The 23,714-nt window shown below is 68.8% G+C and carries 26 protein-coding genes and 3 pseudogenes; 3 read left to right on the top strand and 26 right to left on the bottom strand.

All coding sequences use genetic code 11. From position 1 onward, the window contains the following. Window positions 1-5 precede the first annotated feature (5 nt). From B0A89_RS10895 to B0A89_RS10865, 8 genes and pseudogenes are all read right to left on the bottom strand, one after another. Window positions 6-455, bottom strand: coding sequence for an NlpC/P60 family protein (locus B0A89_RS10895; RefSeq protein ID WP_085378175.1), 450 nt, complete (start codon window positions 453-455; stop codon window positions 6-8). Further along, window positions 452-1,336: a DUF2163 domain-containing protein gene (locus tag B0A89_RS10890; RefSeq protein ID WP_085378174.1), complete on the bottom strand. Its 885-nt coding sequence runs from the start codon at window positions 1,334-1,336 to the stop codon at window positions 452-454. The genes B0A89_RS10895 and B0A89_RS10890 overlap by 4 nt, the downstream gene beginning before the upstream one ends. Further along, on the bottom strand, window positions 1,333-1,959 hold the full coding sequence (locus B0A89_RS10885) for a DUF2460 domain-containing protein (RefSeq protein ID WP_085378173.1): 627 nt from the start codon (window positions 1,957-1,959) through the stop codon (window positions 1,333-1,335). The genes B0A89_RS10890 and B0A89_RS10885 overlap by 4 nt, the downstream gene beginning before the upstream one ends. Continuing rightward, window positions 1,959-4,377, bottom strand: a pseudogene (locus B0A89_RS10880) (phage tail tape measure C-terminal domain-containing protein). Before B0A89_RS10880 ends, B0A89_RS10885 begins: the two are co-directional and overlap by 1 nt. Continuing rightward, window positions 4,370-4,513 (bottom strand): DUF7697 family protein, encoded by a 144-nt coding sequence (locus B0A89_RS15185; RefSeq protein ID WP_169712114.1) that lies wholly within the window; start codon window positions 4,511-4,513, stop codon window positions 4,370-4,372. The pseudogene B0A89_RS10880 and the gene B0A89_RS15185 overlap by 8 nt, the downstream one beginning before the upstream one ends. Window positions 4,514-4,596: 83 nt before the next feature. Next, a complete protein-coding gene (locus tag B0A89_RS10875) occupies window positions 4,597-5,052 on the bottom strand; it encodes a hypothetical protein (protein ID WP_085378172.1) in 456 nt (151 codons plus the stop codon). Continuing rightward, a complete protein-coding gene (locus B0A89_RS10870; RefSeq protein WP_085378171.1) occupies window positions 5,052-5,993 on the bottom strand; it encodes a phage tail tube protein in 942 nt (313 codons plus the stop codon). Before B0A89_RS10870 ends, B0A89_RS10875 begins: the two co-directional genes overlap by 1 nt. Window positions 5,994-6,017: 24 nt before the next feature. Beyond that, window positions 6,018-6,437, bottom strand: a complete 420-nt coding sequence (locus B0A89_RS10865) for an acyl-CoA transferase (RefSeq protein ID WP_085378170.1) — start codon at window positions 6,435-6,437, stop codon at window positions 6,018-6,020. 47 nt (window positions 6,438-6,484) lie between these two features. On the opposite strand from B0A89_RS10865, the gene B0A89_RS10860 reads away from it, so the two are divergent. Beyond that, the gene (locus B0A89_RS10860; protein ID WP_085378169.1) at window positions 6,485-7,087 is read left to right on the top strand and encodes a hypothetical protein; all 603 of its coding nucleotides are present in this window, start codon (window positions 6,485-6,487) and stop codon (window positions 7,085-7,087) included. On the opposite strand, the pseudogene B0A89_RS10855 reads toward B0A89_RS10860, so the two are convergent. The 9 genes and pseudogenes from B0A89_RS10855 to B0A89_RS10820 form a co-directional block, all read right to left on the bottom strand. Further along, window positions 7,084-7,712, bottom strand: a pseudogene (locus B0A89_RS10855) (DUF6441 family protein). The gene B0A89_RS10860 and the pseudogene B0A89_RS10855 sit on opposite strands and share 4 nt — an antisense overlap. After that, window positions 7,709-8,020: a head-tail joining protein gene (locus B0A89_RS10850; RefSeq protein ID WP_085378168.1), complete on the bottom strand. Its 312-nt coding sequence runs from the start codon at window positions 8,018-8,020 to the stop codon at window positions 7,709-7,711. Before B0A89_RS10850 ends, B0A89_RS10855 begins: the two are co-directional and overlap by 4 nt. After that, the gene (locus B0A89_RS10845; RefSeq protein WP_085378167.1) at window positions 8,020-8,355 is read right to left on the bottom strand and encodes a DUF2190 family protein; all 336 of its coding nucleotides are present in this window, start codon (window positions 8,353-8,355) and stop codon (window positions 8,020-8,022) included. The genes B0A89_RS10850 and B0A89_RS10845 overlap by 1 nt, the downstream gene beginning before the upstream one ends. Before the next feature lie 77 nt (window positions 8,356-8,432). After that, entirely contained in the window at window positions 8,433-10,499 is a 2,067-nt protein-coding gene (locus B0A89_RS10840; RefSeq protein ID WP_085378166.1) for a prohead protease/major capsid protein fusion protein, read from the bottom strand. 5 nt (window positions 10,500-10,504) lie between these two features. Beyond that, window positions 10,505-11,557: a phage portal protein gene (locus B0A89_RS10835; RefSeq protein WP_276207419.1), complete on the bottom strand. Its 1,053-nt coding sequence runs from the start codon at window positions 11,555-11,557 to the stop codon at window positions 10,505-10,507. A 79-nt stretch (window positions 11,558-11,636) separates the two neighbouring features. Continuing rightward, window positions 11,637-11,993 (bottom strand): annotated as a pseudogene (locus B0A89_RS15335) (phage portal protein); the annotation flags it as partial. A 65-nt stretch (window positions 11,994-12,058) separates the two neighbouring features. Next, window positions 12,059-12,268 carry a phage head-tail joining protein gene (locus B0A89_RS10830; protein ID WP_028030714.1) on the bottom strand — a complete coding sequence of 70 codons (210 nt, stop codon included), beginning with the start codon at window positions 12,266-12,268 and terminating at the stop codon, window positions 12,059-12,061. Between the two features lie 2 nt (window positions 12,269-12,270). Continuing rightward, window positions 12,271-14,274 (bottom strand): phage terminase large subunit family protein, encoded by a 2,004-nt coding sequence (locus B0A89_RS10825; protein WP_085377258.1) that lies wholly within the window; start codon window positions 14,272-14,274, stop codon window positions 12,271-12,273. Then, complete coding sequence (locus B0A89_RS10820; protein ID WP_085378165.1) at window positions 14,222-14,818, bottom strand: hypothetical protein; 597 nt, start codon at window positions 14,816-14,818, stop codon at window positions 14,222-14,224. Before B0A89_RS10820 ends, B0A89_RS10825 begins: the two co-directional genes overlap by 53 nt. A gap of 111 nt (window positions 14,819-14,929) precedes the next feature. Between B0A89_RS10820 and B0A89_RS10815 the strand changes: the two genes are divergently transcribed. Then, window positions 14,930-15,154 carry a hypothetical protein gene (locus tag B0A89_RS10815; RefSeq protein WP_085378164.1) on the top strand — a complete coding sequence of 75 codons (225 nt, stop codon included), beginning with the start codon at window positions 14,930-14,932 and terminating at the stop codon, window positions 15,152-15,154. A 90-nt stretch (window positions 15,155-15,244) separates the two neighbouring features. Next, on the top strand, window positions 15,245-15,814 hold the full coding sequence (locus B0A89_RS10810) for a DUF3489 domain-containing protein (protein WP_085378163.1): 570 nt from the start codon (window positions 15,245-15,247) through the stop codon (window positions 15,812-15,814). 52 nt (window positions 15,815-15,866) lie between these two features. Here the strand turns inward: B0A89_RS10810 and B0A89_RS10805 are convergent, their stop codons facing one another. The 9 genes from B0A89_RS10805 to B0A89_RS10765 all read right to left on the bottom strand — a co-directional run bounded on the left by B0A89_RS10805 (window position 15,867) and on the right by B0A89_RS10765 (window position 23,711). Further along, entirely contained in the window at window positions 15,867-16,091 is a 225-nt protein-coding gene (locus tag B0A89_RS10805) for a DUF7220 family protein (RefSeq protein WP_085378162.1), read from the bottom strand. Further along, window positions 16,088-16,702, bottom strand: coding sequence for an SPRY domain-containing protein (locus B0A89_RS14985; protein WP_205949745.1), 615 nt, complete (start codon window positions 16,700-16,702; stop codon window positions 16,088-16,090). The genes B0A89_RS10805 and B0A89_RS14985 overlap by 4 nt, the downstream gene beginning before the upstream one ends. 96 nt (window positions 16,703-16,798) lie before the next feature. After that, window positions 16,799-17,071, bottom strand: coding sequence for a DNA cytosine methyltransferase (locus B0A89_RS14980; protein WP_205949744.1), 273 nt, complete (start codon window positions 17,069-17,071; stop codon window positions 16,799-16,801). Continuing rightward, window positions 17,071-18,390 (bottom strand): site-specific DNA-methyltransferase, encoded by a 1,320-nt coding sequence (locus tag B0A89_RS10795; protein ID WP_085378161.1) that lies wholly within the window; start codon window positions 18,388-18,390, stop codon window positions 17,071-17,073. Before B0A89_RS10795 ends, B0A89_RS14980 begins: the two co-directional genes overlap by 1 nt. 443 nt (window positions 18,391-18,833) lie before the next feature. Beyond that, on the bottom strand, window positions 18,834-19,262 hold the full coding sequence (locus B0A89_RS10790; RefSeq protein ID WP_085378160.1) for a DUF6362 family protein: 429 nt from the start codon (window positions 19,260-19,262) through the stop codon (window positions 18,834-18,836). 190 nt (window positions 19,263-19,452) lie between these two features. Then, window positions 19,453-19,989 carry a crossover junction endodeoxyribonuclease RuvC gene (locus B0A89_RS10780; RefSeq protein ID WP_085378159.1) on the bottom strand — a complete coding sequence of 179 codons (537 nt, stop codon included), beginning with the start codon at window positions 19,987-19,989 and terminating at the stop codon, window positions 19,453-19,455. A gap of 466 nt (window positions 19,990-20,455) precedes the next feature. Next, on the bottom strand, window positions 20,456-22,747 hold the full coding sequence (locus B0A89_RS10775) for an AAA family ATPase (protein ID WP_085378893.1): 2,292 nt from the start codon (window positions 22,745-22,747) through the stop codon (window positions 20,456-20,458). After that, the gene (locus B0A89_RS10770; RefSeq protein ID WP_085378158.1) at window positions 22,744-23,511 is read right to left on the bottom strand and encodes a PD-(D/E)XK nuclease family protein; all 768 of its coding nucleotides are present in this window, start codon (window positions 23,509-23,511) and stop codon (window positions 22,744-22,746) included. The genes B0A89_RS10775 and B0A89_RS10770 overlap by 4 nt, the downstream gene beginning before the upstream one ends. After that, a complete protein-coding gene (locus B0A89_RS10765; protein ID WP_085378157.1) occupies window positions 23,511-23,711 on the bottom strand; it encodes a DUF6511 domain-containing protein in 201 nt (66 codons plus the stop codon). The genes B0A89_RS10770 and B0A89_RS10765 overlap by 1 nt, the downstream gene beginning before the upstream one ends. Window positions 23,712-23,714 lie beyond the last annotated feature (3 nt).

Genomic DNA, 23,714 nt, shown 5'->3' with positions numbered 1-23,714 from the left:
GGCTCTCAGCGTTGCGGGAACAGGAAGGCGAAGGCGATGCGCCGCCGCCAGGATTGGGTGAGCGCCTCCTCGATCACGCCGAGCCGCTCGTAGGCGTGTAGGAAGCTGTCGGGCGCGGTCAGGATCCCGACATGCTTGGCGATGGCGCGCGGCTTCATGCGAAAGAGGACCAGCGCGCCGGGTCCGGCCGTCTCCGGTTCCACTTCGGTCATCATGCGCCGTGCGCCCTCGGCCAGCACCTCGCGCGGTCCGGTCTCGCCCCAGTCCCGGCTGTAGGTCGGGATTGGGAACGGCTCCGGACCCACCACCTCGCGCCAGACGCCCCGGGCCAGCCCAAGGCAGTCGCAGCCGACGCCCTTTAGGCTTGCCTGATCATGATACGGCGTGCCGAGCCAGGAACGCGCAATCGCGATGACGCGCGCCGGGTCGGCCGCCGCTGCGAGAGGTTGCGTCACAGCACGCCACCCTCGTGCCCGCCATCCTTCGTGGCATAGCGGAGCACGGCGTCCTGGCCGGGGATATGCGGGAAACCCCGGAAGTTGGCGGTGTTGGCGAACTTCGCCCCGCAGGTTTCCATCCGCTTGTCGCAGCCCGCACGGATGGTGAAAGCGTCGCCCTCGGTGATCGCGCGCACCGGCGCCTCGAGCAGGGTCAGGATTGCCACGCCATCCGTGACGTCATGGCCCAAAACCTCGGCGTGCCGTCCCGTGTTCGCGCCGCTCGTCCAGTCCAGCGTGCCGAAGGTGAACCAGCCGGGGGCGAAGGCGCCGAGGCCCGAGGCCGTGAAGGCACGGTCGCGCAGAAGGTCGATCACCGCGCCCGTGCCATTGTAGGCGGGATCCTCGAGGTCGACACCGCAGCGCGCGTCGCCGAGTGCGGCATCACAGGTCGCCTGGAAGGTCCGCCCGACCGTCTGGCCCAGCACATGGGCGAGCGAGCGGACTTCGGCGACGAAGGCCAGCCGCCCGCGCCGGATCTGGCCGATGGCCCCGCGGCGCATCAGGACGCGCTGACTGGAGTCGGCCCAGTTTACCCGCCAGACCTCGACCTCGGCGTTGTCCCAGCGGCCGTCCAGGATGTCGGTCTCGGTGATCCGGTCCGAGGTCAGCACACCCTCAGCGTCCTGAGCATCGACGGACAGGTCCGAGCCCGACCGCACCTCGGAGGCGGTGAGCCCGCTCTCGGGTTCGAAGTCCGTCCCGTCGAAGGTGAGCGTCCGGTCGTGGTCGGTGAAGCCGAAACTCATGCCGTCGGCGCGCGCGATCCGCCAGCACCAGGCGAGCGTGGTCGTGCCCTCGTCGAGATGAGCCTGCAGGTCGGGGTCGAGGGTCTTCATCGGCGCAGTTCCAGCAGAGGAATGGATGTGATCGAGCCGAGCCGCTCGAGGTCGAGCGTCACGTCGAGCATGTCGGTGTCGAAGCGGACCGGCACGTCGAAGGCGTAGCCCGCGGTAATGGCGACGCCCTCCGCGGGCGCAGTGTCGAAGGTGACCGCGCCGGTGGTCGCGTCGACGGACCAGCCGGACGGCTGCTCGACGCCCGCCAGCGCGATGCGCACGCTGCCGGTCACCGGCTTGGCGATGGCGCGCGTCCAGGATTGCGCGCCCGAGGCGTAACGCTTCACCAGTTGAAAGGCGGTCGTCGCGCCGTCGCCGGTGCCGATCGCCTGATCGGTGGGCGACGGCGTGCCCGACGGTAGGCAGGACTTGTGGTCGCCCCAGTCCTTGAACCGGAAACCATGCAGCCGACCGTTGCGCGCCTCGAAGAAGGCAACCACCGCCGCCAGATCGTCGGCGCGGCGGATGCCGTAGGCGACATCGTAGCGGCGGCGCGAATTGGCCCAGCTGGCGTTGCGCTCCTCGTCGCCAGAGGCGAGCTCGACGATCTGCGTGCGCCGCTCGGGCCCGCCCCGCGCGCCGCGGCTGATATTGTCTGGGAAGCGGACCTCGTGGAACGCCATCACATACCCCTCCGCCCGAGTGACACGGCGCGGGCGATGTCGGCCGCGACCTGCGTTCGCGATCGCCGGAAGCTTTCGGCGTCACGCGCCATGATGGTGACGTTGACGCCGCCGCCCGTGCCGTAGCTCTGCGCCTCACGGCGCGACAACACCCGCTCGCCGCGCTGCAGGATCGCGGATACCTCGTCGTGACGAAGCCCGGCCATGCCGCCACCATGCATGCGGGGCGCGGCTGCGAAGGCCATGGCCGGGACCATCCGCGAGGGTCCGCCCGATCCAACCATCCCGCCCGCATGCAGGACGTTCGCGATAATGCCGCCCGCGCCGGAGAACACGCCGGAGAGCGCATTGGCGATCGGCCCGAGGATGAACCGCCGCGCCGCGAGCTGGGCGAGATCGGCCAGCAGCGAGGTGACGAGGTCGCGGAAGCTCAGCTTGCCGGTCCGGACAAAATTGCCCACGGCGTTCTCGGCCGACTGGAAGGCTCCGACGAGGCTCTGACCGATGTCGCCACCGATGTCGCGGGCCTTGCTGGCGTAATCGGACAGCGCCGCCGTGACTGCCTGCCAGCCGGTGACGGCGGCTTCGGTCGCGGGCTCCGCCGCCGCGGCAGCAGCCCCGCCAGCCGCACCAGCACCGGTCGCGGCGCGTCCGACATCGCCGAGTGCCGTCTCCAGCCGCTCGGCCGCGCCGGTGGCCTCGGTCAGCGCATCGGCACTGGCCTCGTCGGTGTCGCGCACCGCATCGCGCAGCGCCTGCCAGCTTTCCAGCGGGGCGCGAGCGCCGTCGGCCAGATCGCGCGCGGCCCCGCGATAGAGGTTCGCGGATTCGAGCGCCCGGTTCGCCGCCTCGGTCAGACCGAGATCGGGCGCGGTGAGCGGGTTGTCCTCGAAGGCCCCGGTCGAAGGCCGCCTGTGCTGCGGTGGTAGCGGCGGTCGCCGCGCCCGCGAAGCGGTTCTCGATCTGGCCGAGGTCGAGGTCGGGCACCAGCGAGATGCGCCGCTCCGACCCGAGCGCTTCCAGCCCTTGGTTGATCCCGCCGATGAAGCCGTTGATGCGCGAGACTACGCCGTTCAGCATCGCCTCGACGCCGTCGACCAGGCTGTTGGCCGCCTGGAACGCCAAATCGCCGATGGCGGCGGGCAGCAGGCCCCAGATCGCCTTGATCGCCTCGTAGGCGCCCTCGAACGTGTTGGCGGCGGTGTTGCCGAAGCCGACGACGCTCTCGATGGCACTCTGCATGCCCGACGCGGCGTCGGCTTTCAGGTCGAAGAACATCGCCGTGGCGGCGGCACCCGCGGCGGCCGCGCCCATGCGGATCCGCTCCCAGACCTCGACGGCGAGGTCCTTCAGGAGCGACATCGCCTCGCCAAAGCCACCCGCACCGGAGACGAGACGCGTGAACTGGTAGACGAGCTCGCCCGCGCCGACGATGAGCGCCCCGATTCCGGTGCGGATCAGCGCGCCGCGCAGGACGACCAGCGCCGTGGCGAGGCCCCGGACCGAGAGCGCCGCAGCGGCCATGCCCGCCACCCAGCGGCCTGCGAGAAAGGCCGCGAAGGTGGCGGCATAGGCTGTGAGGCGGCCGATGTTGTCGAAGAGGCCGCGAATGGCGATGCCGAGCGGGCCGGTGCGGCTGGCGACCGCCGCCATGGCGTCGGCGACGGCTTCCAGTGCAGGCGCAGCGGCGACCGCGAGCTGGTTCGACAGCCCACGCCAGATCAGTCCGAGGCGGGAGATCGCGTCGTTCGTCCGCTCGATCTGGTCCGCGTCCTGCTCCGAGACAACGACGCCGAAGGCGAGGACGTCCTCCGTTGCCTGACGCAGCGTCGCGGTGTCGATCCGGCTCATGGCGATGGAGCCTTCCTCGCCGAAGAGCTGGCCGGCGACGGCCGCGCGCTCCGCGACGGGGACGAAGCTTTCGATCGCGGCGTTGATCGCGCCGACGCGCGCGTCGAGCGGCAGCGCGATCAGGTCGGCGGCCGCGAGGCCGAGCCGGTCCAGCGCGTCCGCGGCGGGGCCGGTCCCGGCGGCAGCCTGGCTGAGTCGCCGCGTCAGGTCCTTCGTCGCCTGCTCGATGCCGGACATGGACACACCAGCCAGCTCGCCCGCGCGCTCCAGCGTCTGGATCGAGGCTACGGTGGTGCCGAGGGACTGGGCGAGCTTGGCCTGCGCATCGACCGTCTGCAGACCGGAGCGGATCATCGCCACGCCCGCCGCGGCGGCAGCTGCAACTGCGGCGGCAGCGGCTACGGCAACGCGACGGGAAAATGCCGCTAGCCTCGCGTTCGCGGCCTCCATCTCCCGGCTCAGCCGTCCGAAGCCGCGCGACCCGGCCTCGCCCACGCCTTCCAGCTCGGCGCGCACCTGCCGTCCGCCCACGGCCGCGAGGCGGACGCTGACCCTCTTCTCAGCCATGGGAGTGCTCCATCTGCTCGTTGAGCTTGGCGACCATCACCGCTTCGATGACAGGCAGCAGTTCGGCCATGGCGAGCGGCGGCACGCCGAGTGCGTCACCGACCGCGAGCGCCGCCGACATGTCCCAGCCGATCACCGCGCCGGGCAGGACACGCAGTTGGCCGCCGAGTCGGCCGACAAGGTCCCAGACCTGCCAACCCTCCGGCGTTGCCGGACGGTTCAGCCGCGCCGGGCAGTCCGGGCAGGCTTGCTCGCGGCCCTCGTAGGGTGCGCAGGTTTCGCAGTAGCGCTCGCCCCCGCCGAAGGACCATTCGGCGAGAGCGCGGAGGCGTTTTTTTCCTGTTCCAGCAGCAGACCCTTCGAGACGTAGGTCAGCTGGAAGGCTTCGAAGATCGGCCAGACATCGAGCAGCGCGTCGATGGCCTCCGGGCTCGGGTCGATCACGTTGCCACCCGCGTCCCCGATGCCGTCCCAGGCGAGCACGGCACGCCGCGCGAGCGCCTTCGCGAAAGCGACGGCGCGTTCCTCGTCCGAGGCTTCTTCCGGAACTGCCTCGACGGCGGGATCGCTCCGGGTCGCCACCATTAGCGCCGTCGTCAGCGGGCGCAGCTGCACCCGGACGCCGGGGGCGACGTCGTGCCAGCGCGGCGCGTTGGTCAGGTCGAGCGTGAGCATCAATACGTCTCCACTTCATTCACGAGGGTGGCGGTGCACATCCGGCCGACGACGCTGTCGCGCGCGGCCTGCCAGTCGAAGGTCGCCTGCACGCCCTGCGGCCCGGAAATCTCGACCCGCGGGCGCGGCAGGTAGACGGCGTGCACGGTGAAGGTGAAACTTTCGCCGGACGGCAGGACGTAGGCGAACTCCATCTCGCAGGCCTCGCCGTTGATCGCCTGCGTCACTAGCGTCTGGTCGGCGAAGCGCACCTCGATCCGGCCGGTGAGCGCCGCGATGGACGGGTCGGCCCCGTCGATGCGCCCGTCCGAGCGGATGGTCTCGATCCGGTCGAGGTTGTTGGCGTAGGTGATCTCGGCCGAGACCACGTTGCCGAGGGCGGACCCGTTGCGCGTGATCGACCCGTTGAAATGGCCGAAGCGCTTCAGTTCCAGCGCAGCAGGCGTTCCGGCGCTGGTCGTCGTGCCCACCGTCTCACCCTGCGCCACCAGCCGCGCGGTGGCAGTCAGTAGGCCAGACCGCTGCATCTGCCAGGTGATCTGGTCGAGCACGCAGCCGGAATACATCGCGTAGCGTGGCACCTCGGGCATGCCAGTCTCGATCGACATGCTCGGCAGCGTCCAGGACCCCGACTGGAACTCGTGGGTGAACGGGGCCTCTGCGCCCGTGGTCATCGGCGCGCCGAAGGCCGCCTTCAGCCAAAAGCCAAAGGCCTCGGCATCAAGCGGCACGACGACATCGCCGTCCGCCGTCACCGCGTCCTTGATCGGCGCCAGCGGATCGCGGCCGTAGCCGAGAAGCTCGGAGTTCAGCAGTGGCTGCTCCGCCCCAAGCGATGAGCTGGCGAAGGGCATGCGAGTGAAGCCGCTCGCGGGCGACGTTCCATAGGTCGTCTCGAACGCAAGCGCCATCAGCGCCCGCGCCCCCTGGGCTCGTGCCATGGTGTTCTCCTGTGGTCGGTTGGGTCAGGCCAGCGCGTCGGCCGTGGAATAATGCAGCACCACCGGGATCACGGCGGCCTTCAGGCTCGCCGCGCCCTCGACCGGCAGATCGACGGGCCTTGGCGCTTCCGCCTCGACCCAGTCGCAAAGGCCGCCCAGCGTTCGGTCGGCGGCGAGCGCTGCGCCGATGCTGGCGGTTAGCGTATCAAAGGCGGCGTCAAGGTCGGCGCCCTGAACGACAGCCTCGATCTCGGCGCGGTGCTGGTAGTGATAGACCAGCGGCGAGAGCGTCACCTCGGGCTCACCCGGCTCGCCGTCGCGCAGGATCAGCAGGCCCTCGGCCGGGACGCGTTCGGGCAGCACCTCACCGCGCAGTGCGGTCGATGGCAGTGCCGATAGCCGCGTGTGCAGCGCGACGAGGATGGTTTCGCGAGCGGTTGCCATAGAGAAGCTCCCAAAGGATACTCACAGTAGCTGCACAGGAGCGACTATTGGCTACAGTTCCAGATGTTTTCATTATCGAGTCCTTGGACCCGGACGATGAGGGGAATGGACGATTTGAAGGCAGTGTCGTTTCCCATGTCCTACGTCTCCATGGAAAGAATCCAAGATACTCGTATGTCCGGACCAGAGAGCAGTTCGAGCAAGCTGCCTTGGATTTCGGGACGTCACGGTACCGGTATTTGCATATCTCAGCACATGCTGAACCTGAGGGGATGTGTACGACAAACCAAGACGAGATCGATTACGACGAGCTAGCAGAAATCTTAGCTCCACACCTTGGCGGTCGACGGTTGTTCCTCTCCGCCTGCTCGATGGTTCATGAGGACATGGCCAAGGAAATCATCCCCAAAACAGGGTGCTATTCCGTGGTCGGGCCGCGCGAGGATATTCCATTCACAACGGCGGCGGTGTTTTGGCCAGCCCTTTATCACTTGATGTTCACAATCAAGGACACCGCGATAAGCCACGGGACATTGAAGGAAAACCTTCTTAGAGTTTCCGATCTGTTTGACACAGAGATCGGTTACTTCTCAAAGTCGAAGAAGCTCAAGCGTGGATACACGTCGGACATAATGAAAAGGCGAGGCTAGAGCTTTTCCTCCACCCAGTTCGCCACGATCAGCCCCGGCACGCTGTCCAATGCCCGGTCCGCGTCTCGTGCGAGGTCTAGCCGCTTCGGCAGCTTGACCTGCGGGACCAGCGGAAGATCGGTGCGGTGACCTTGCCGCGCCTGGTCTTCGAGCGCGACACTACCGCCTGGCCCTTCGTGTTCAGCCGCCCCTCCGCCACCAGCAGGCTCGGGCCGCTACGGCGATAGACGAAGCGGAGCCGCAGCCCGCGTCGCCGTTCCCATTCGCCGGGCGTGATCCGGCCGCCTCGGAGGGACTTGCCTGCGGCAGGCAGCGGGATCGCCAGCCAGAAGCCGCTTTTCGACCGGATCAGCGGCCCCGTGTCATGCGCGCCGACGATCACCGGCGCCTTCGACCAGACCAGCGCCGCGGCGTCGAGGCTCTCGCCCGACCTCGGGAAGTTCTGGCTGCGGATCGAGTTGGCGAGCCGGAGCCCGAGCCCCGCGCCGGTGATCTGTAGCCGCCATGCGGTCTTCAGCCCGGTTCCGGCCTCGCGCATGGCGGCCGTCACGGCGCGCTCCCCGGCCGCCACCTCCGCCGCCATCATCGGGACGATGTCGGGATCGATGTCGAGCTTCAGTTTCACGCGGGCCTCAGATCGACCGTCCAGACCAGCCGCTGACGGTCGCGGACGGGCTCTCCCTGGATGAGGAAGGCGTCGCCATCGATCTCGATGCGGTCGCCGGGGCGCGGGTTCGCAACCTCCGCTACGCGCAGGTCAATCCGGGTGGTTTCCGACCAGAGCCGCGCATCGCCGAAGTCCGATATGGCATCCGCGCGCCGGGCGACGGCACGCACCAGCACGGGCGCGCCGCCGTCGGCGATGTAGACCGCGTCCCGGCCGATATTGGGATCGGCAAAGAGCGCACCGACGGCGGCGGCGAAGGCGCTCATCAGAAGCTCGCGTTCAGCCGTACCCGGCCGATGGTGTCGCCGGCGCCGCTCGCCACCGCCTCGACCGCCAAGCCGATGAGGGTGTTGTCGGTCGCGACCGTGGTGCAGCGCTTGTTGGTGTCGTCCCAATAGACCCTGGCGCCGACGGTCCAGGCCTGAGAGCCGACCTTGGTGATGTCGAACACGCCGACGAGCGCCGTCTCGACGGGCTCGGCGATGGCGGCCGCTCCGGCGGCGATGCCGAAGATGGAGCCGACGAGCAGGCCATCGCCGGAGGCGACGGCATAGGGCGCGGTCAGGGTGATCGTGTTGCCGGGCTGGACGTAGTTTTTCATGATGGGAATCCTCGTGGAAAGACGAAGGGCGGCCCGTCAGGACCGCCCGCGTGTCAGGGTTCAGGATGGGGTGCGGGTTACGCGCCCGGGTTCTTGTAGAGGCCGCGCCAGTCGATGGCCTTGGCGCCGAAGTCGAGGCGGCACTTGATCTCGACGCCGTCGACATCGAAGCCGTTGCGCGTCTCGATGTAGGCGCCCTGCTGGCCCTCGAGATAGGCGTATTCGATGGTGTCGATCTGGTTCGGGCTTGCCGCCAGATACCAGGCGGTCTCGCTGGCCGCGTCGAGCCGGGGCTCGCTGATCGGCGCGAGGGTGCGGATCGACTGCGGCACCACGCTGGACGTCGCGGCGGGGACGAGGTTCTGGGCGACCAGCTGCTCGGCCTTCAGTTCCAGCGACGCGGGCACGATCAGGAACGCCGGGCGGACGTTCAGCACCGTCTTCTTGTCGAGCCCGGTCTGCTTGGCCATCGCGGCGCGGGCCGCGCCGACGCTGCCGACGTCCAGCGCCGCCCCGGTGCCCGCGAGGTTCTTGTGCGTGGTGTGGAAGAGCGCGTTGCCGTCGGCCATCGCCGGGTTGGCGGTGATGATGCCCCAGACCACGTCCGACTCCAGCTGGGCGATGGAGTTGCCGTACATCGCCGGGATCCGCGTGAAGGCGTCGAGATCGTCGTTGATCAGCGTCTGGCGGGTGATCGCGACCACCCGGCCATAGGTCTTGACCTTGTAGCTCTCCTTGCTCTCGCCGAGCGTGCCGCGCTTGAACTCGCCGCTCTCGCCGACTTCCAGCAGCTGGGGCGCTTCGCCGAGCTGGACCTGGTGCATCGCCTTGAAGTCAGTGGCGAGCACCTGGCGGCAGAACAGCATGAAGGTGCGGGGATAGGCCTCGTAGGCCTGCCGCAGCGTCTTGTTGGTGACCGCCGAGAGGATCTCGGGGAAGTCGGACGTCGAATGCAGCGCCCGCGTCGCCACCTCGTCACGCGACAGGCCGCGCGTGCCGACCCCGGCATTGCCGAGGCTTTCGCGGGCGAGTTCCAGCAGGGTCATTCCGCGGTACTGGCGCGCGGCGTCCTCCAGCTGGAACAGCGTCGGGCTGTAGCGGTGCAGCAGCGCGTTTGCCACGGCGTCGCGGCGGGTGATGCGCTCGTCGCGGCCGCCGAGCGGCACGGAGACATGGGGGAAGGTCTGGGTCTCGTCGGATTTGGCGGCGACCTGATCGAGGATCAGGCGGCGGGACTCGTCCACGCTGACGCCGCGCTTGACCAAATCCTCGGCGAAGCCGCGCTCGAGATTCAGGCGGCCCGCGAGATCGTAGATGGTGGAGACCCGGTCGCGCTCCGCCTCGCGGGCGCAGGTGGCGACTGCCTCGGTGTCGGGCGCCGCGGGGGCATCGGTATTCTGAAGCTTCGGCTGGGTGCGGGTTTCCACTGCGGCGACCTTCGGATTGGGCGCAGCCGCTTTCGGCTCGGTCATGGTGGTGTCCTCGGTTTCGACCGGGTCGGTCGGCTGGGTGGTGGCGGGGGTCGCGGCGTCGCTCGCCGGGGTGTGGGTCTTGTCCGTCATCGGGATCGGTCCTTTCGTGCTGAAAGGGGCGTCCCGGCGGTGGAGGACGCAGTCGTGAAGGGGATGCTGGGCGCGGAAGCCCGCTGCCGGGTCCGCGCCGACCGCGACGGCGGAGACCTCGAACGGGGTCCAGTCCACCGCGCGCCAGAGTTCGCGAGCGGCCTCGGGTTTCGAGACCTCGAAGCGGTGGACCTGGTAGCCGATCGAGACCGCGCGGATGTGCCCGGCCTGGATGTCGCGCCAGATCGGCTCGACATCGGCGCGCTCGGAGATGCGCACCAGCGCGATGCCGCGGCCGTTCTCGATCCGGGCCGAGCCCGGCACGATAGAGCCGATCACTGCATCGAGCGTGTCGAGCTCGTGCACCTTGAGGAACGGCGCGCCCGCGTTCAGCCGGTCGAGCCGGACATGGGCGGGATCGAGGCTCAGCTCCTCGTCATAGGGCTCGCCGAAGAAGGTGGCGCGGCGGACGCGGGCACCGGCCGACCAGACCACCTCGACGGTGCGGCTGTCGGCGTCGGCCGTGTTCGGCGCAAGCTCCGCCGACCGGCGCATGGCCGGCAGTTCGATCATCGTGTCCATGAAGGTCAGTCCTGTTGGTCGGCCTGCGCAGGGTCATTGTCCGCGCCGGCCGTCGGGTCGTCGGTGGCCGGATCGTTCGCCGGATCGCTGGCCCCGTCTTTGGATTGTGCGCTGCCGGTCTTGGTGACGCGCCGCGGGTCGCTGTCGAGCACCAGCCCCAGCGCGTCGAGCTTGGCGTTGGTCGCGGCGATCTCGGCCAAAACGGCGTCGGGGTTCCGGCCCTGTCGGGCGATCACCTCGGCCAGCGTCATGGTGCCAGAGCGGATCGACAGCAGGTTCGCCATCGCGTCCTTCTGCGGATCGACCGCCTCGAACTTCGGCGGCGACCATTCGACCGGCACCATGGGCGACGGGATCTGCCCCGCTGCCCACGCGGCTTCCGTGAACCATCGCCAGACCGGTGCGCAGAACATCGGGATGAAGAGCTGCCACTGCACCGCGTCGATCTGGCGGCGGAACTCGACGAGGCCCGCCCGGATCGAGGAATAGTTGACCTGGCTGAGGTCCCCGGTCAGCAATTCATAGGGCACGCGGAACCCGGCCGAGATGGTGTGCAGGCTGGCCCGCTTGTATTCGCCGTAGCCGCCGGTGGCTGAGGGCTGGTTGAAGCGGATGTCCTTGCCGCCACGCGCATAGGCGATCAGCCCCGGCTCGAACTGCTCCACCCGATTGCCGTCGGCGTCGACCACGGAGGGCGCAATGCCCTGCTGCGCCTCGTCGTCGCCGAAGACGATGGCGGTGACACAGGCCTCGGTCTTCTTGCGGACCAGTTCGGCCACCTCGTAGTCGTCGAGATCGCGCAAGCTGCGGATCACCGGCGCGCCCCAGGGAACGCCGCGCGCCTGCGTGCGCTGCTTCTCGTAGACATGGGCGATCTCGGTCGCTGGCACCGGGCGGCTCTGTAACCCGTTCTGCAATGCGCCATAGGCATCGCCAGGGTGTTCGGCATGGAGCCAGTAGGCCCGGCGCTTGCCGACCGGGTCGAACTCGATCCCCTGCACGAGGCGGCCCGCGCCGATGGCGCCGGATTTGGTGGCGTCGAGGAAGTCGGCCTCCAACACCTGCAACTGCAGTGGTTACCGGCAGCCCGTCCGAGGATCGCCGCAGGCGGCGGCGCACCAGCACCTCGCCCGCCTCGACCATCTCGCGGCAGATCAGCGTCTGCAGACCGTAGAAGTCGAGCTGGCCATCGGCGTCGCACTCCGCCGTCCAGCGCTCGAAGAGCGCGTCGACCTTGCGGTCCAGCGTGTCGTCGCCGCTCGCGGCGCGCGGCATGATGCCCGCGCCGATGATGTTGTTCACCAGCACCGCCACGGCCTTGGCCGCATGCGGGTTGTTGCGCACCAGATCGCGCATCCGGTCGCGAAGCAGCGCCCCGGCGACGCCGATCTCGGTGTCGGCCGAGGATCCCGGCGCGCGCCAGCCCTCGGTGCGACGCCCACGCGCGGCCCCGTCATAGCCCCGCGTCAGGGTCTCGAAGGCCTGCCGCGCCATCACGCGGCGCGCGGCCATGCGCGGCGCCACCGTGGCGATGGCATGATCGAACCAGGTCGCCGACATCACCGATCCCCGCGCGAGAAGCCAGCCAGCCCGGCAACCGGCAGCGGCCGCGTCGTTCCCGCGATGGCGCGTTCGATGGTCCGGATGCGCGCCAGCAGGTCTTCAGCCGAGCCGTAATCCACCGACTTGCCGTCATAGCTGACGCGCGTCGTGCCGCTGGCATAGGCCCGGCGCAGCGCCGATAGCTCGGTTTCCGTCCAGTCGGTCATGTTCAAAACCATCCTCCGCGCCGCCCGAGCCAGTCGGATCGGCGTTTGCCCTGCGGGGCCTGTCCCGGCCGGTTGATCTGCCCGGCGGGATCGCTGTCGGTGGGGGCGGCCCCGAGCTGATCCTCGAGGTCGCGCCATTTCTCCTCAGACCAGCGGTCCGCGCCCGCGATCCAGGCGGCGGCGCGGGCATAGACCCGGCAATCCAGCGCCTCGTTGCGCTCGCGGAGCTTCTGCCATTCCAGCCGGGCGAAGCCGCGCTTGGTGCGCACCGTCACCAGCTGTTCCGCGACGAACTGCTTCAGCCATTCGTTCTCGACCCAATACGGCAGATGCACCGAGCCGGGCGGGAACACCGCCCCGTCGGCCATCTCCTCTTCGGTCGGCCGCGCCAGCCGCAGGAAGCGATAGGTCTCGGCCTTGAAGGTCGAGACCGCCACGGTCCAGAGCCGCGCCCCGCGCCGCAGGCGTTTCCCGCCCTCGGTCGCGTCGACGAAGGTGGGCCCCGACACGGGGCTCGAGCGGTTGAACCCCTCGACGCCCTTCACCGGCGACACCTGCGCGAAGCCTTGCGCCCGCGACCAGGAATAGACCGCCGGGGCCTCGTAGCCCGTGTCGATGGCGAGCCGCACGATCCTGAGATGCGCCCCGCGTTCGTGCGGCCAGCTTTTGTCCAGCAGCGCGGTCAGCTCCGACCACGCGTCGTGCCGGTCGGGCCCGCCCTCGATGACGACATGATCGACGAGCCAGGACTCGAGCCCGCGGCCCCAAGCCCAGACATCGACCTCGATCCGGTCCTTCTGCACGTCGGCACCGGCGGTCAGGAACAGCCCGCCCGCGGGCACCGTGCCGGATGTCCACCGCTCGCGCCGGTCATAGAGCCGCTGCCAGTCCGGGGCTTCCCCGGTCTCGACCCATGTCTCGCCGAGGATGGTGTTGCGGAACGCCTTGATCGCCTCGTCCGACCCCTGTGCCGCGTCCCAGGCCCGCACGATCCGCTCCCAGCTCAGCCAGCCGATCGGCGAATAGAGCGCCGAGAGGTGATACCCGACCGTGGTCGGATCGGCGGCGGTGGCGGTCGCCCGCCATTCGCCGCCCTCCAGCATCGCCGTCTTGTGGTGTTCCGCGATTGCCGCGTCGCAGCCCTCGCAGTGATACTCCGCCGTCTCCGGGCGGCCCTTTTGCCAGCGCAGCCGGTCGAACTTCAGCCACTGCATGGCGCCGCAATGCGGGCACGGCACGAAGTAGCGCCGCTGGTCGGACGCCTCGAACTCCCGCTCGATGCGCGACAGCCCCCGGATGGTCGGCGTGGAGACCAGCAGCACCTTGCGCCGGTGGGCGAAGGTCAGCGACCGGGCTTCCGCCAGCGTGACCGGATCGCCTTCCTCGTCGGCCGAGGCCGGATAGGCATCGACCTCGTCGAGGAAGATGTACCGCGCCGGGGTCGAGCGCAGCCCGACCGCCGAGTTCGCCCCGGTCATGATCAGGATGCCGCCCGCGAACTCCTTCGACAGCATGGTGTTGCCCGCATCGCGGGATCGCGCGGGCTTCACCCGCTCCCGCAACTCCGGGCTCTCGTCGATCAGCGGGTCGATCCGCTGGCGCGAGTTCCGTTTCGCCAGTTCCACCGTCGGCTGGACCGCCAGCATCGGCCCCGGCGCCTGGTGGATGGCGAACCCGATCCAGTTGTTGCCCGCCTCGGTCGCGCCGACCTGCGCCGCCTTCATGAACACGACGCGCTGCGCGGGATCGCCGGGCGAGAGCCGGTCCATGATCTCGCGCATGTAGGGCGTGCGCGCGGTGCGGTACCGCCCCGCTTCGGCCGAGGCGCGGCCCGAGAGCATCCGGTGCCGGTCGGCCCATTCCGAGACGGTCAGATCCGGGTCGGGCCGCAGCCCGTTGCCCCAGGCGCGCAGGATCTCGCCCGCGCCGTCGAAATCCGTCAGTGCGTCATCATCACCGGAAGTCGGGCCGGACCTCGGCGAGTTCGTCGAGGTGGGCGCGTACATGCTTTTCCAGGACCTTCTGCATCGCGGCTGGCTCCACGGTGATCTGCGAGCCTGTCGCGTCGCGGCACGAGGCCGAAAGCTCGGCCGCCATTAGCGCCGCCGCTCGTGCAGGCCAGGTCACCCACGTGTCCCGTTCCTCCCGCGCCAGCCGGAACACCAGCGCCAGCGCGCGGGCCCGCTCGATCAACTCCCCCTTCAGCTTCTGCAGACGGATGCGCCGCTCCTGTGCCTTCAGCACTTCGTTCGCGGTCTTGGCCTGCAGGAAGGTTGTGCCGCCGCCCACCGCCGGAACAGCCAGCCCCTGTTCGCGCAGCGTGTCGCCGACGGCGGCCACGGCAGCCTCAGGGACGGGCTTCAGCTTCGGCGCGGGCGGCTTTCTCGTCTTCGACGGGTCCGTTGTCTCGGCCCGTCTAGCGTCGCTGGCGGCCGCGTTGATGCTGCCGTCGGGATAGAGCACCAGCCGCTCGGCCGTCTTCGCCTTCTGGATCGCGCCCCGCGACAGCCCGACATGGGCGGCGTACTGGCGCTCGCTCATGCCCTGCATCGACGGCTCCGATTATCATTCAGATTCATGTGCTTATCGAGTTGATAAGCCTCGCCAGCGGAGCGAACGTCACTTCAAAGAAGCGATGCAACTCACCAAGGAGCCACCAAGATGACCCGCCGCGCGACCGACAACACGAAAGCCCTCGACGCCTTCATCGCCGCGAAGACGGAGATCGACGCGATGCTGGAGCGGCTCGCCGCCCTCAGCGCCGACCACTTCGAGACCAGCCCCGATGAGATCAACTGGGGCCATGTCGGCACCCTGAACCACTATCGCGCCAAGCTGCGCGAGATCACCGACATGGCCTTCAGCGAAGGCGAACACGCCGAGTGAGACGACCCGCTCGCGGTCCTGCCCGCCGACTGGCGGGCTCGACCTCGTAGAAGGGCCCGCATCCTGCGCGCCCCGATACGGGAGACGACGATGACCAAGCTTTCCGACACCCAAGCCCTGATCCTGAGCGCCGCCGCTCAGCGGCCCGAGCACATCGCCCTGCCGCTGCCCGAGAGCCTGCGCGGTGGCGCCGCCGCCAAGGTGGTCGGCGCGCTGCTCGCCAAGGGCTTCCTGCAGGAGGTCGACGCCAACGTGCGCAAGGGCGAACCCGTCTGGCGCGAGAGCGGCGACGGCCATGGAGTCACTCTGGTCGCCACCGACGCAGGGTTCGCCGCCATCGGCATCGAGACCGAGGACGCGAACCCCGCGCCTGTGGGCGCGACTGACGCGCCGACCGAGCAGCCCGCGCCGGAGGCCGCCACCGAAACCGAAGCCGCGCCCAAGGCGCGCACGCCGCGCGAGGGCACCAAGCAGGCCACGCTGATCGCCATGCTGCGCGCGCCCGAGGGGGCGACCCTAGACGAGATCGTGGCGGCCACTGGATGGTTGCCGCACACCGCGAGGGGCGCCATGTCCGGTGCGCTGAAAAAGAAGCTCGGCCTGACCATCACCTCCGAGAAGGTCGAGGGAAGAGGTCGCGTCTACGCCATCTGTGACTGACGCCAGCGCCCCAAGAAACCGATGCCGCCGCCAACCCTCGGGCGGCGGTTCTTCATTCTGCGCTCCGCATCCGGATCGCCTCGAACAGCCGTCGCAGGAGGTAACCGCGCGCCAGAGAGACCCCGACGAAGGCGAGGCCGATGGTCAGATGCTCGGCCAGCCCCGTCTCGATCCCGAACCACGGAAACACCACGATTTGCGTGCCGATGGCCAACACGTAGCCGACAACGACATTCGTCACGGCCTCGACCATCGACATGACCCGGCTCTGCTTCATCGCAGGCTCTCCAGAAACGCCGTCACGAATTCCGCCGCGAGCGGCGGCACGATCGCATTGCCGTAGCCCCGCAAGAGCCCCATGCGGCCGGGTATCCCATCAGCCAGCGGGAATGTTCCGGGCTCAGCGGACCGCCAGCACCCATCGCGGCAGAGGAGCCAGTCCGGATCTCGCCAGACGCCGTCCGTCGCATTGGACCCGGCAGGGTCGGCGCGGTCGACCAGTCGACCAGCTTCACCGTCCTGCGACTCGCATCGGTGTTGCCGGCCGCGTTGTAGCGCTCCGTGGCGGGCGAGCCCGCCATCGTCGCCGGCCACCCCGCCAGCCAGACCTGCCGGCCGAGCAGCGCGTTGATCGGGACCGCATGGCATTCCGAGCCGTCCTTGTGATCCCGCGCTGAGGCCGTCGCCCAGCCCGCTCGGATCGAGGGCGACTGCGCCGAAGAACAGGCGCTGACGGATGTGCGGCGCGCCGATGCCCGCAGCCGGCAGATCGGCCGCTGCGACGGCGTAAGATGCCGCTTCCAGGTCAGCCGCCAGAGCGTCGAACCACGCCCAGCCAGCCGGATCCTCAGCCGCTGTTCGAGCCGCGCTGCCAACCGGTCCGAGCACTGCCGCGCTCGCGACCTGCTCGCCGAAGACGAGCTCCGGACGGCAGGCTGCGACGAGACGCAGGAAGGCCGGGGCGAGGTGGCGGTCATCATCCTGTCACTTGCGCTGCCCGGCCTGGCTGAAAGGCTGGCAGGGTGGTGATCCGGTCCAGACGGACAGTTCCTTGGCGACACCTGCGAGGCGCAGGGCGTAGGGCCAGCCGCCGATCCCGGCGAAGAAATGGCATTGCGCGAAGCCGCGCAGGTCAGCGGGCTCCACCTTGAGGATGGAGCGCTCGTCCACCTCGCCAGCAGGCAGGAGCCCGGCCGAGATCAGTTCCCGCAGCCAGGCGCAGGCCGCGGGATCGGCATCGTTGTAGTAGACGGCCATCAGGCGGCGGCATCGGCCTTGTCGCCCAGCCGCTCGGCCTTCACCTCGGCGAAGGTCCGGCCGTCGCCTTCGAGGATCGCGTCGCGGCCAGTCTCGGCCTGCCAGCGTTCCACGGCGACATCGACATAGGCGGGGCTGATCTCCATTGCGAAGACGCGGCGGCCGTTGGCCTCGCCCGCCATGATCTGTGAGCCCGAGCCGGAAAACGGTTCGTAGCATAGGCCGCCGCGCGCAACGTGCTGGCGCATCGGGATCCCGAAGGCGTCAAGCGGCTTCGGTGTCGGGTGGTCGGGTCGGTCGTCCTTGGCGAAGCTGGGCAGCGCCCAAGTTGACGGTAGCGTTTCCTCGGCCACCTTCGGCGGACGGTTCGGACGGCGCCAGCCCATGAAGCAGGGTTCGTGTTTCCAGAGGTAGTGCGACCGGGTCAGGACACCGCGGTCCTTCACCCAGATGATCTGCTGGTGGACGAACGCCCCGGCCTTCTCCCAGCAGGCTTCGAGCATCGCCTGGCGACGCGAGGCGTGCCAGCAGTACCAGGCGGCGTCCTCGGCGATGGCTTCCGCCACAGCGGCGGCGATGAAGCCGTCGTAGAGCTCCGCACCCTGCGAACTGTCGTCCCAGGTCGTGCCGTAGGACGCCGACCAGTCCTTGTTGCGGGTCGGATGGTTGGACCCGTCGTAATCGACGAGATACGGCGGGTCGGTGGCGAACAGGATCGCGCGCTCGCCGTTCATCAGGCGGCGCACGTCGGCAGCGCTGGTGCTGTCGCCGCACAGGAGGCGATTGTCGCCGAGGATCCACAGGTCGCCCGTCCGCGACGCCGGGTTGCGCGGCGGCTCGGGGATGGTCACCGGCGGCACGGAGCCCCCGGCGCCACCTTCTTCACCGTCGTCTTCCGCGACGTAGGCCAGCAGCTTGTCCAACTCGCCGTCGGAAAAGCCGACCAGCGACAGGTCGAAATCCTCGGCCAGCAGTTCGTTCAGTTCCGACGACAGCAGCGCCTCGTCCCAGGTGCCGAGTTCGGTCAGCTTGTTGTCCGCGATGCGATAGGCCCGCCGCTGCGCCTCGGTCAGATGCCCGAGCACGATGACCGGCGCCTCTGTCAGTCCAAGCTGCGTGGCGGCCAGCACCCGGCCATGGCCCGCAATCAGCTCGCCGTCCTCTGCCACGAGGCACGGCACGGTCCAGCCGAACTCGGCCATGCTGGCGGCGATCTTGGCGACCTGGTCCGGCCCGTGCGCCTTCGCGTTCTTCGCGTAGGGCTGCAGGCGCGACAGCGGCCACATCTCGATCCGCTCGGGGGCGAAGCTCAGCGTCATGGGCGGGCGGTTTCCGGTGTTCAGGTGGATGCTGACCGGACTCCGGACACTGGATGCCGCGCTGGACTCCACGCGGGGTCCAGCGGCATCCGGGGTGTCCGGCCCGAAGGCCAGCGTTCATTGGGGTTGGTGCGGGAGGCGGGTGGATCCGGATTCTGGCTGGCTTCCCAAAAATCCGACCCTGACGCTGGCGAAGTCCCGCGCTTCGCCCGCCAGCATACGAATGTCGCGCAGAAGGAACCGCGAAGTCGGCTGAGGGCTTGGCGGGGGCGGACAGCGGCCCGCAAGGAAAGGATCAGCGCCTTTCCTTTTCCAACGGCCCTCACCAACGAAAGGATGGTTTCGTTCGGGTCTGCGCCGCGCGCGCCTCTCCCGAGCATATCCACTTTCTAGCCCGGGAGAGGCGTTTTTGTCTGCGCGAAAACCCTCTACACGAGACTTTCCTACTGGCTGCGCGCAAGCTTGATGATCTCGAGGATCGGCAGTTTCCGGTTGAAGGGCCGCCTGTTGAGGTTCAGCGCGATGAGCGACAGCCCGTAGCGCCAGTGCTGGTGCGCAGCGGCGTGGCAGAGACCGACGTGCCAGCAGATGTTCTTCCAGCGCTCGTCATGCGCCTTCATCCAGACGATCTTGCCGTCGATGGGCTCGAGGCAGTTCGTCCAAGTTAGCGTCTCCTCCATCCGCGCGATGTCCCGCGGCGAGGGCGAGACGCGCATGGGCTTCGGCTCCTGGCCCACCTTGTCCGCGAATCCGTGGACGATCTCGGGCCATGTGCTGAAGTATCCGTTGCGCCGGGGCTCCGGCAGACGGCGCAGGATCATCCCCGCCTCGGAGAGCCGCGCCTCCACGTCGGCTGGTGTCCAATGGGTCATTTCCTCACCTCTCGTTGTGTTGGGCGCGCGCCGTAAAGACGCTCGCCGAGTTGCCGCACCAGCTCCCGCTCAGGCCAAGTAAGTCTCTGGTCGTCAAGGGAAACTGCGAACACGCGTTGCTCCTTCCAGCCGTCGCGCTTGACCTGTTCGGGGTTGCGGCGCTCGCCGCCATAGCCACGGGGAAACCGCCTCATTGCAGGCCCCCCTTGGTCTCCAGCGCCCAGAGCAGGATCGCGATGGCGTCGGCCTCGTTGTCGTCGGCGGGGCTGAAACCGCGGGCGCGGGCCGCGGCGATCATCGCCTCCTTCGGCGCGTTGCCCTTGCCGGTGGCGTGGCGCTTGATCGTGCCGACCGGGACGCCTTCGTAGGGAATGCCGCGCAGTTCGGCCCATGCGGTCAGCGTGGCCATCAGCCCGCCATAGACATGGGCCGCGTCGGTGGCCGCGTGGCGGCGGACCTCCTCGAACCAGATGGCGGCGACGGGCCCGGACAGCCGATCGATCTCGGTCAGCCAGTTGGTGAAGCGGAGATACCGCATGCCGCCGCCATCGAACCGGCCAGGGCGGAAGGACACCGTGCCGGAGGTGATCAGCCCGTCGATGCCATGCAGCGCCCAGCCCGTCGCGGTGCCGAGGTCAAGGGCCAGCATCGACCTGTTGGATCGGGATACGGGTGGCAGATCGGGGATTGCCTCGCGGCAGTGTGTGGCGAGATTCAGGTCAGCCATGGGTGGTCTCCTCTTCTGGTTGGCTGCTCGGGTGGAAGACGACGGCGGTCTGGTGCTTGGCGGTACGGGGCCGCCGTCGTCGGATCGGGAGATTTGGGCGGGGACGAGCCACGCGCGCGAACCCCCGGGGGTGGGCGTGGGAGAACCCGCCTGCGGCGTTCTCCCCCACCCCCGTAGGGGGTGGTTTCACCCCCTAAACTGGAAAACCGCAGCAACACACTGACAGAAAAAGGGAATTCCAGTTTCGGGAGTGCGCTTGCGCCTGACCCGGCCGAAACTGGGTGCAGCGTAGCCGTTGCGGTCCTAGCGCAATCCTGAAGGGGCAGTTTCGGAAGCGGGCCGAAACTGATCACAGCGGGCGTTTGCGCATGTTCGCGAACGGATGGCGGGGCAGTTTCGGCAAGGCCCCGCATCTGGTTCAAACTGGCCCCTGCGCAATTCTGCGCAGAACGATCTGCCGGGGCGATCATGGCCGTTCCCCCTCCGGATAGACCCAGACCTGAGGGTTCTCGACCTCGAGCAGCGCCCCGGTCTGCGGCGATTTGTAATGGGTGGGCAGCACTGCGATGCTGGCGGGGGTGACCTCGCCGGTCGCCGGATCGACATCCTCGCCGTCCGTGGGCATGACCATCCCCTCGACGCAGAGGTATCCGAAGCGCGAGCGCGAAGGCCCAAGCCCGTATGGCGCGCCGTCACGGATGAACTTGATGGCGCCCTTGGTGGCTTGAACCGCGATCCGGTCGCGGATCGTGTCCTTGCCGCCCAGACCGCCTTTGTTCTCGAAGGCTTCGGCGAACTGGTTGATGGTGTAGAGCCGCCCCTCGGCGGCCTCGTCGAGCAGGATCGAGAGGATCACGTCCCGCTTGCGATCGCGCTCGGCGTCATGCTTCGCGCCGACCTCGGGGCGCACGAGCCGCTCGTTCATCGGGTTGATCTCGACCCATTTGCCCTTGACCTTGTCCACCAGCTTCGCGGGCAGCGCGGGGCCGTTGCGCAGCTCGATTTCCAACCGCCTCTGGGTCGAATCCTCCTCGGGCCGGTGGAGGATCAGGCCGGTCGTGTAGAAACCCCTGAGTGCGCTGGCGCCGGAAAGGGCGAGAAATGGGTCCTCTTTCACCTGGTGCTTCGAGAGCTTCTTGGTGTGGTGGACGAGGATCACGCCGCAGTCCGGGTTGACGTGGTCGCGCAGCACCTCCACCCGGTCCTTCAGGAAGAACATCATCGCGGCGTTGTCGTTCTCGCCGCCGCCATCGGGCCCGCCGTCGAAGAGATTGCGGATCGGGTCGATGCAGAGGATGTCGAGTGGTTCGTCGGGGAACGCGGCCCTGATTGCCTCGGCCACCCGCGCGCTGCCCTCGGCATCGAGCAGCATCCGCAGCTTCGGCGTGACGATCAGGTTGTCGCGCGCGGCCGCAATCAGCTTGGGCGGCAGGCCGATCTGCTGCATGCGTTCGCGCAGGTAGTGGTACTGGATCTCGGCCTGCAGGTAGAAGATCCGCAGCGGCCGTGGCGGGGTGAAGCCGAGGAAGGGCACGCCCGCCGCCATGTGCACGAGCAATGCGATCAGCAGGTCGCTCTTGCCCACCTTGGGCGCGCCACCCAGCACCAGGAGCCCGCCCGGCGTCAGAACGCGCGGGCCGATGATGTCGTCGGGCATCGGGCTCGTGTCGTCGAGCAGCGCGCCGAGGCTGAAGGTCGGCAGGTTCGTTTGCGCAGGCGCCGCGCTGTCCAGGCGGACCAGCGGCGCCCCGTGCCGCTTGATGTGCAGCTCCCACAGCCGGTTCGTCTCGCGCTTCAGCCGGTCGAGCGGCCAGGAGGGGCGCAGCATCGCGGCGTTGTAGCCGCAGATCGCCGTCCAGCCCTCGTCCATCGGCATTCGGCCCTCGTGCACCAGCCGCAGGAAATAGCCGATCGCGGCCGAGGCGCCCTCGAAGCGGGACCAGTCGTCCGCGCCGCCCTCGTGCACCGGGGTCACCAGCACATCGCCTATGGCGGGTTTCTCGCGGGTCTCCGCCGTGGCCATGCCGACGCCGGGCATGGGCGGCATGTCGGCGACGCGTTCAGCCATCTCGGCGAGATCGACCTCGAGCTCTGTCGCCTCGCGGATTTGCACCAGCCGGGTGAGCCCGCCCTTGTGATAGACGGTGCCGGGCACGCGGATCGGCTGGTGGGCCGAGCGGAAATGCGTGTCGCCGCCCACCTTCAGCGCGATCTCGCCGCGGAGCGCGCAGAGCCGGTCGAGATCGGCGCCCTCCGCGGGTTCAGTCAGCTTCCACCAGACATGGAGCTTGGTCGCGCCCTCGGGTGTGCGCCCGCCGCTCTCGACGATCAGGGTCGGTCGCCCTAGGTGGTGGACGAGGTGATCGAGCTTGGCCGGGATGTCGCCCGAGTCGAGATCGACCACGAGGCTCTGCATCTGAAGGACGTCCGCGGCGCGCGCCTGCCCCGTTTCCGCGACCGTGCCGGGGATGACATAGACCGCCGCGCCCTCACGCGCGGCCCAGCCGGCGAAGGTGCCGAGCTTCGCGGGCGCGGTGGCGTCCGCGTCGATCCAGACGTTGTGCGGCCGGCCGTCCTTGCCCTGACCCTTGTCGACGAAACCGCGAACCGGGATCAGCCCGTCGGAATAGCCAAAGACCACATCGACGAAGCGCGCGATCTGGCCCGCGTCCGGTTCGACCGCGAAGGGATCGGCCAGAGGTGCCGCGTCGTTGAAATCCCGCCAGGGATTGAAATGGATGATGTTGTCGTCGCTCATGCCGGCAGGCTCCAGCAGCGCTCGGCCCACGGGCAGAACCGGCATTCGAAGAAGTCGCGATTGGCGGCGATGCGCGGGAGCAGCTCGCCCGCGTCGGTGGCCCGCAGGATCCGCACGCCGCGGTCCGACATGCGCTGTGCGAGATCGGCGTCGAAGGGCACCAGCTCGTGGTGCAGCTCGGCTGTGTCCTTGTTGATCGCGGTGAAGAGCGCCGGGTTCGCGCAGATGCCCGGCACGGTCGCTTCCATGTAGGCTTGGTAGAGCGCGATCTGAGCGGCATAGACCGGCTTCGCGACAGTCACGCCCTTGGCCACCGTCTCGCGCCAGTTCTTCGCGTTCATCGTCTTGCACTCCCAGAGCGCGGGGGTGCGCAGTCCAAGCGCCGCGGGGGCCTCGGCGACGATCCCGTCGACATGGCCGCGGATGCGGCCCCCGGCGACCGAGAAGCCGAACTGCTCGCCGTCCGCGCGGTTGCCCTTGCGGGTGTAGAGGTCCAGCCCCGCCGCCCGCAGCCAGCGGATGGCGAGATCCTCGAGCTGATGCCCAGTGGCGAAGATCCGGAGCGACCGGCCGGAGAAGTTCTGGCCCTCGTCCTTCGGCGCGCCAGCGAATTCGAACTGCAGCGCGCGCTCGCAGGCGTGCCCAAGCCGGGAAGCCCCGAGATAGTCGCGCGGCGGGGTCGCCGCGCGCTCAGCCTCGAGAGCCGCGTCCACGGCCGCGTTGATGCGCTCGACCATGGATGGACGCTTGTTGAAGTCCAGCATCAGAACGGGATCTCCGACTGGCTGGCGATCTCGGCCATCTCGGCGCGGAAGGCCTCGATGGTGGTGACGATCAGCCGGTGCATGTCGTTCTGGGTCAGCTGGCCCAGCGGCCGGTCCCAGCCGATCCGCTCCATTTCGGGCGCGAGCGCGCGCATGACGGCGGGCAGCGCCTGAATTTCCTCTTCGGTGAAATCGACCATGCT

Origin of the sequence: Paracoccus contaminans (genome assembly GCF_002105555.1) — a bacterium.
In the GTDB taxonomy this organism is placed as follows: domain Bacteria; phylum Pseudomonadota; class Alphaproteobacteria; order Rhodobacterales; family Rhodobacteraceae; genus Paracoccus; species Paracoccus contaminans.
The sequence above is the reverse complement of the archived record's forward strand: the minus strand, read 5'-3'. Positions and strand labels throughout refer to the sequence as shown.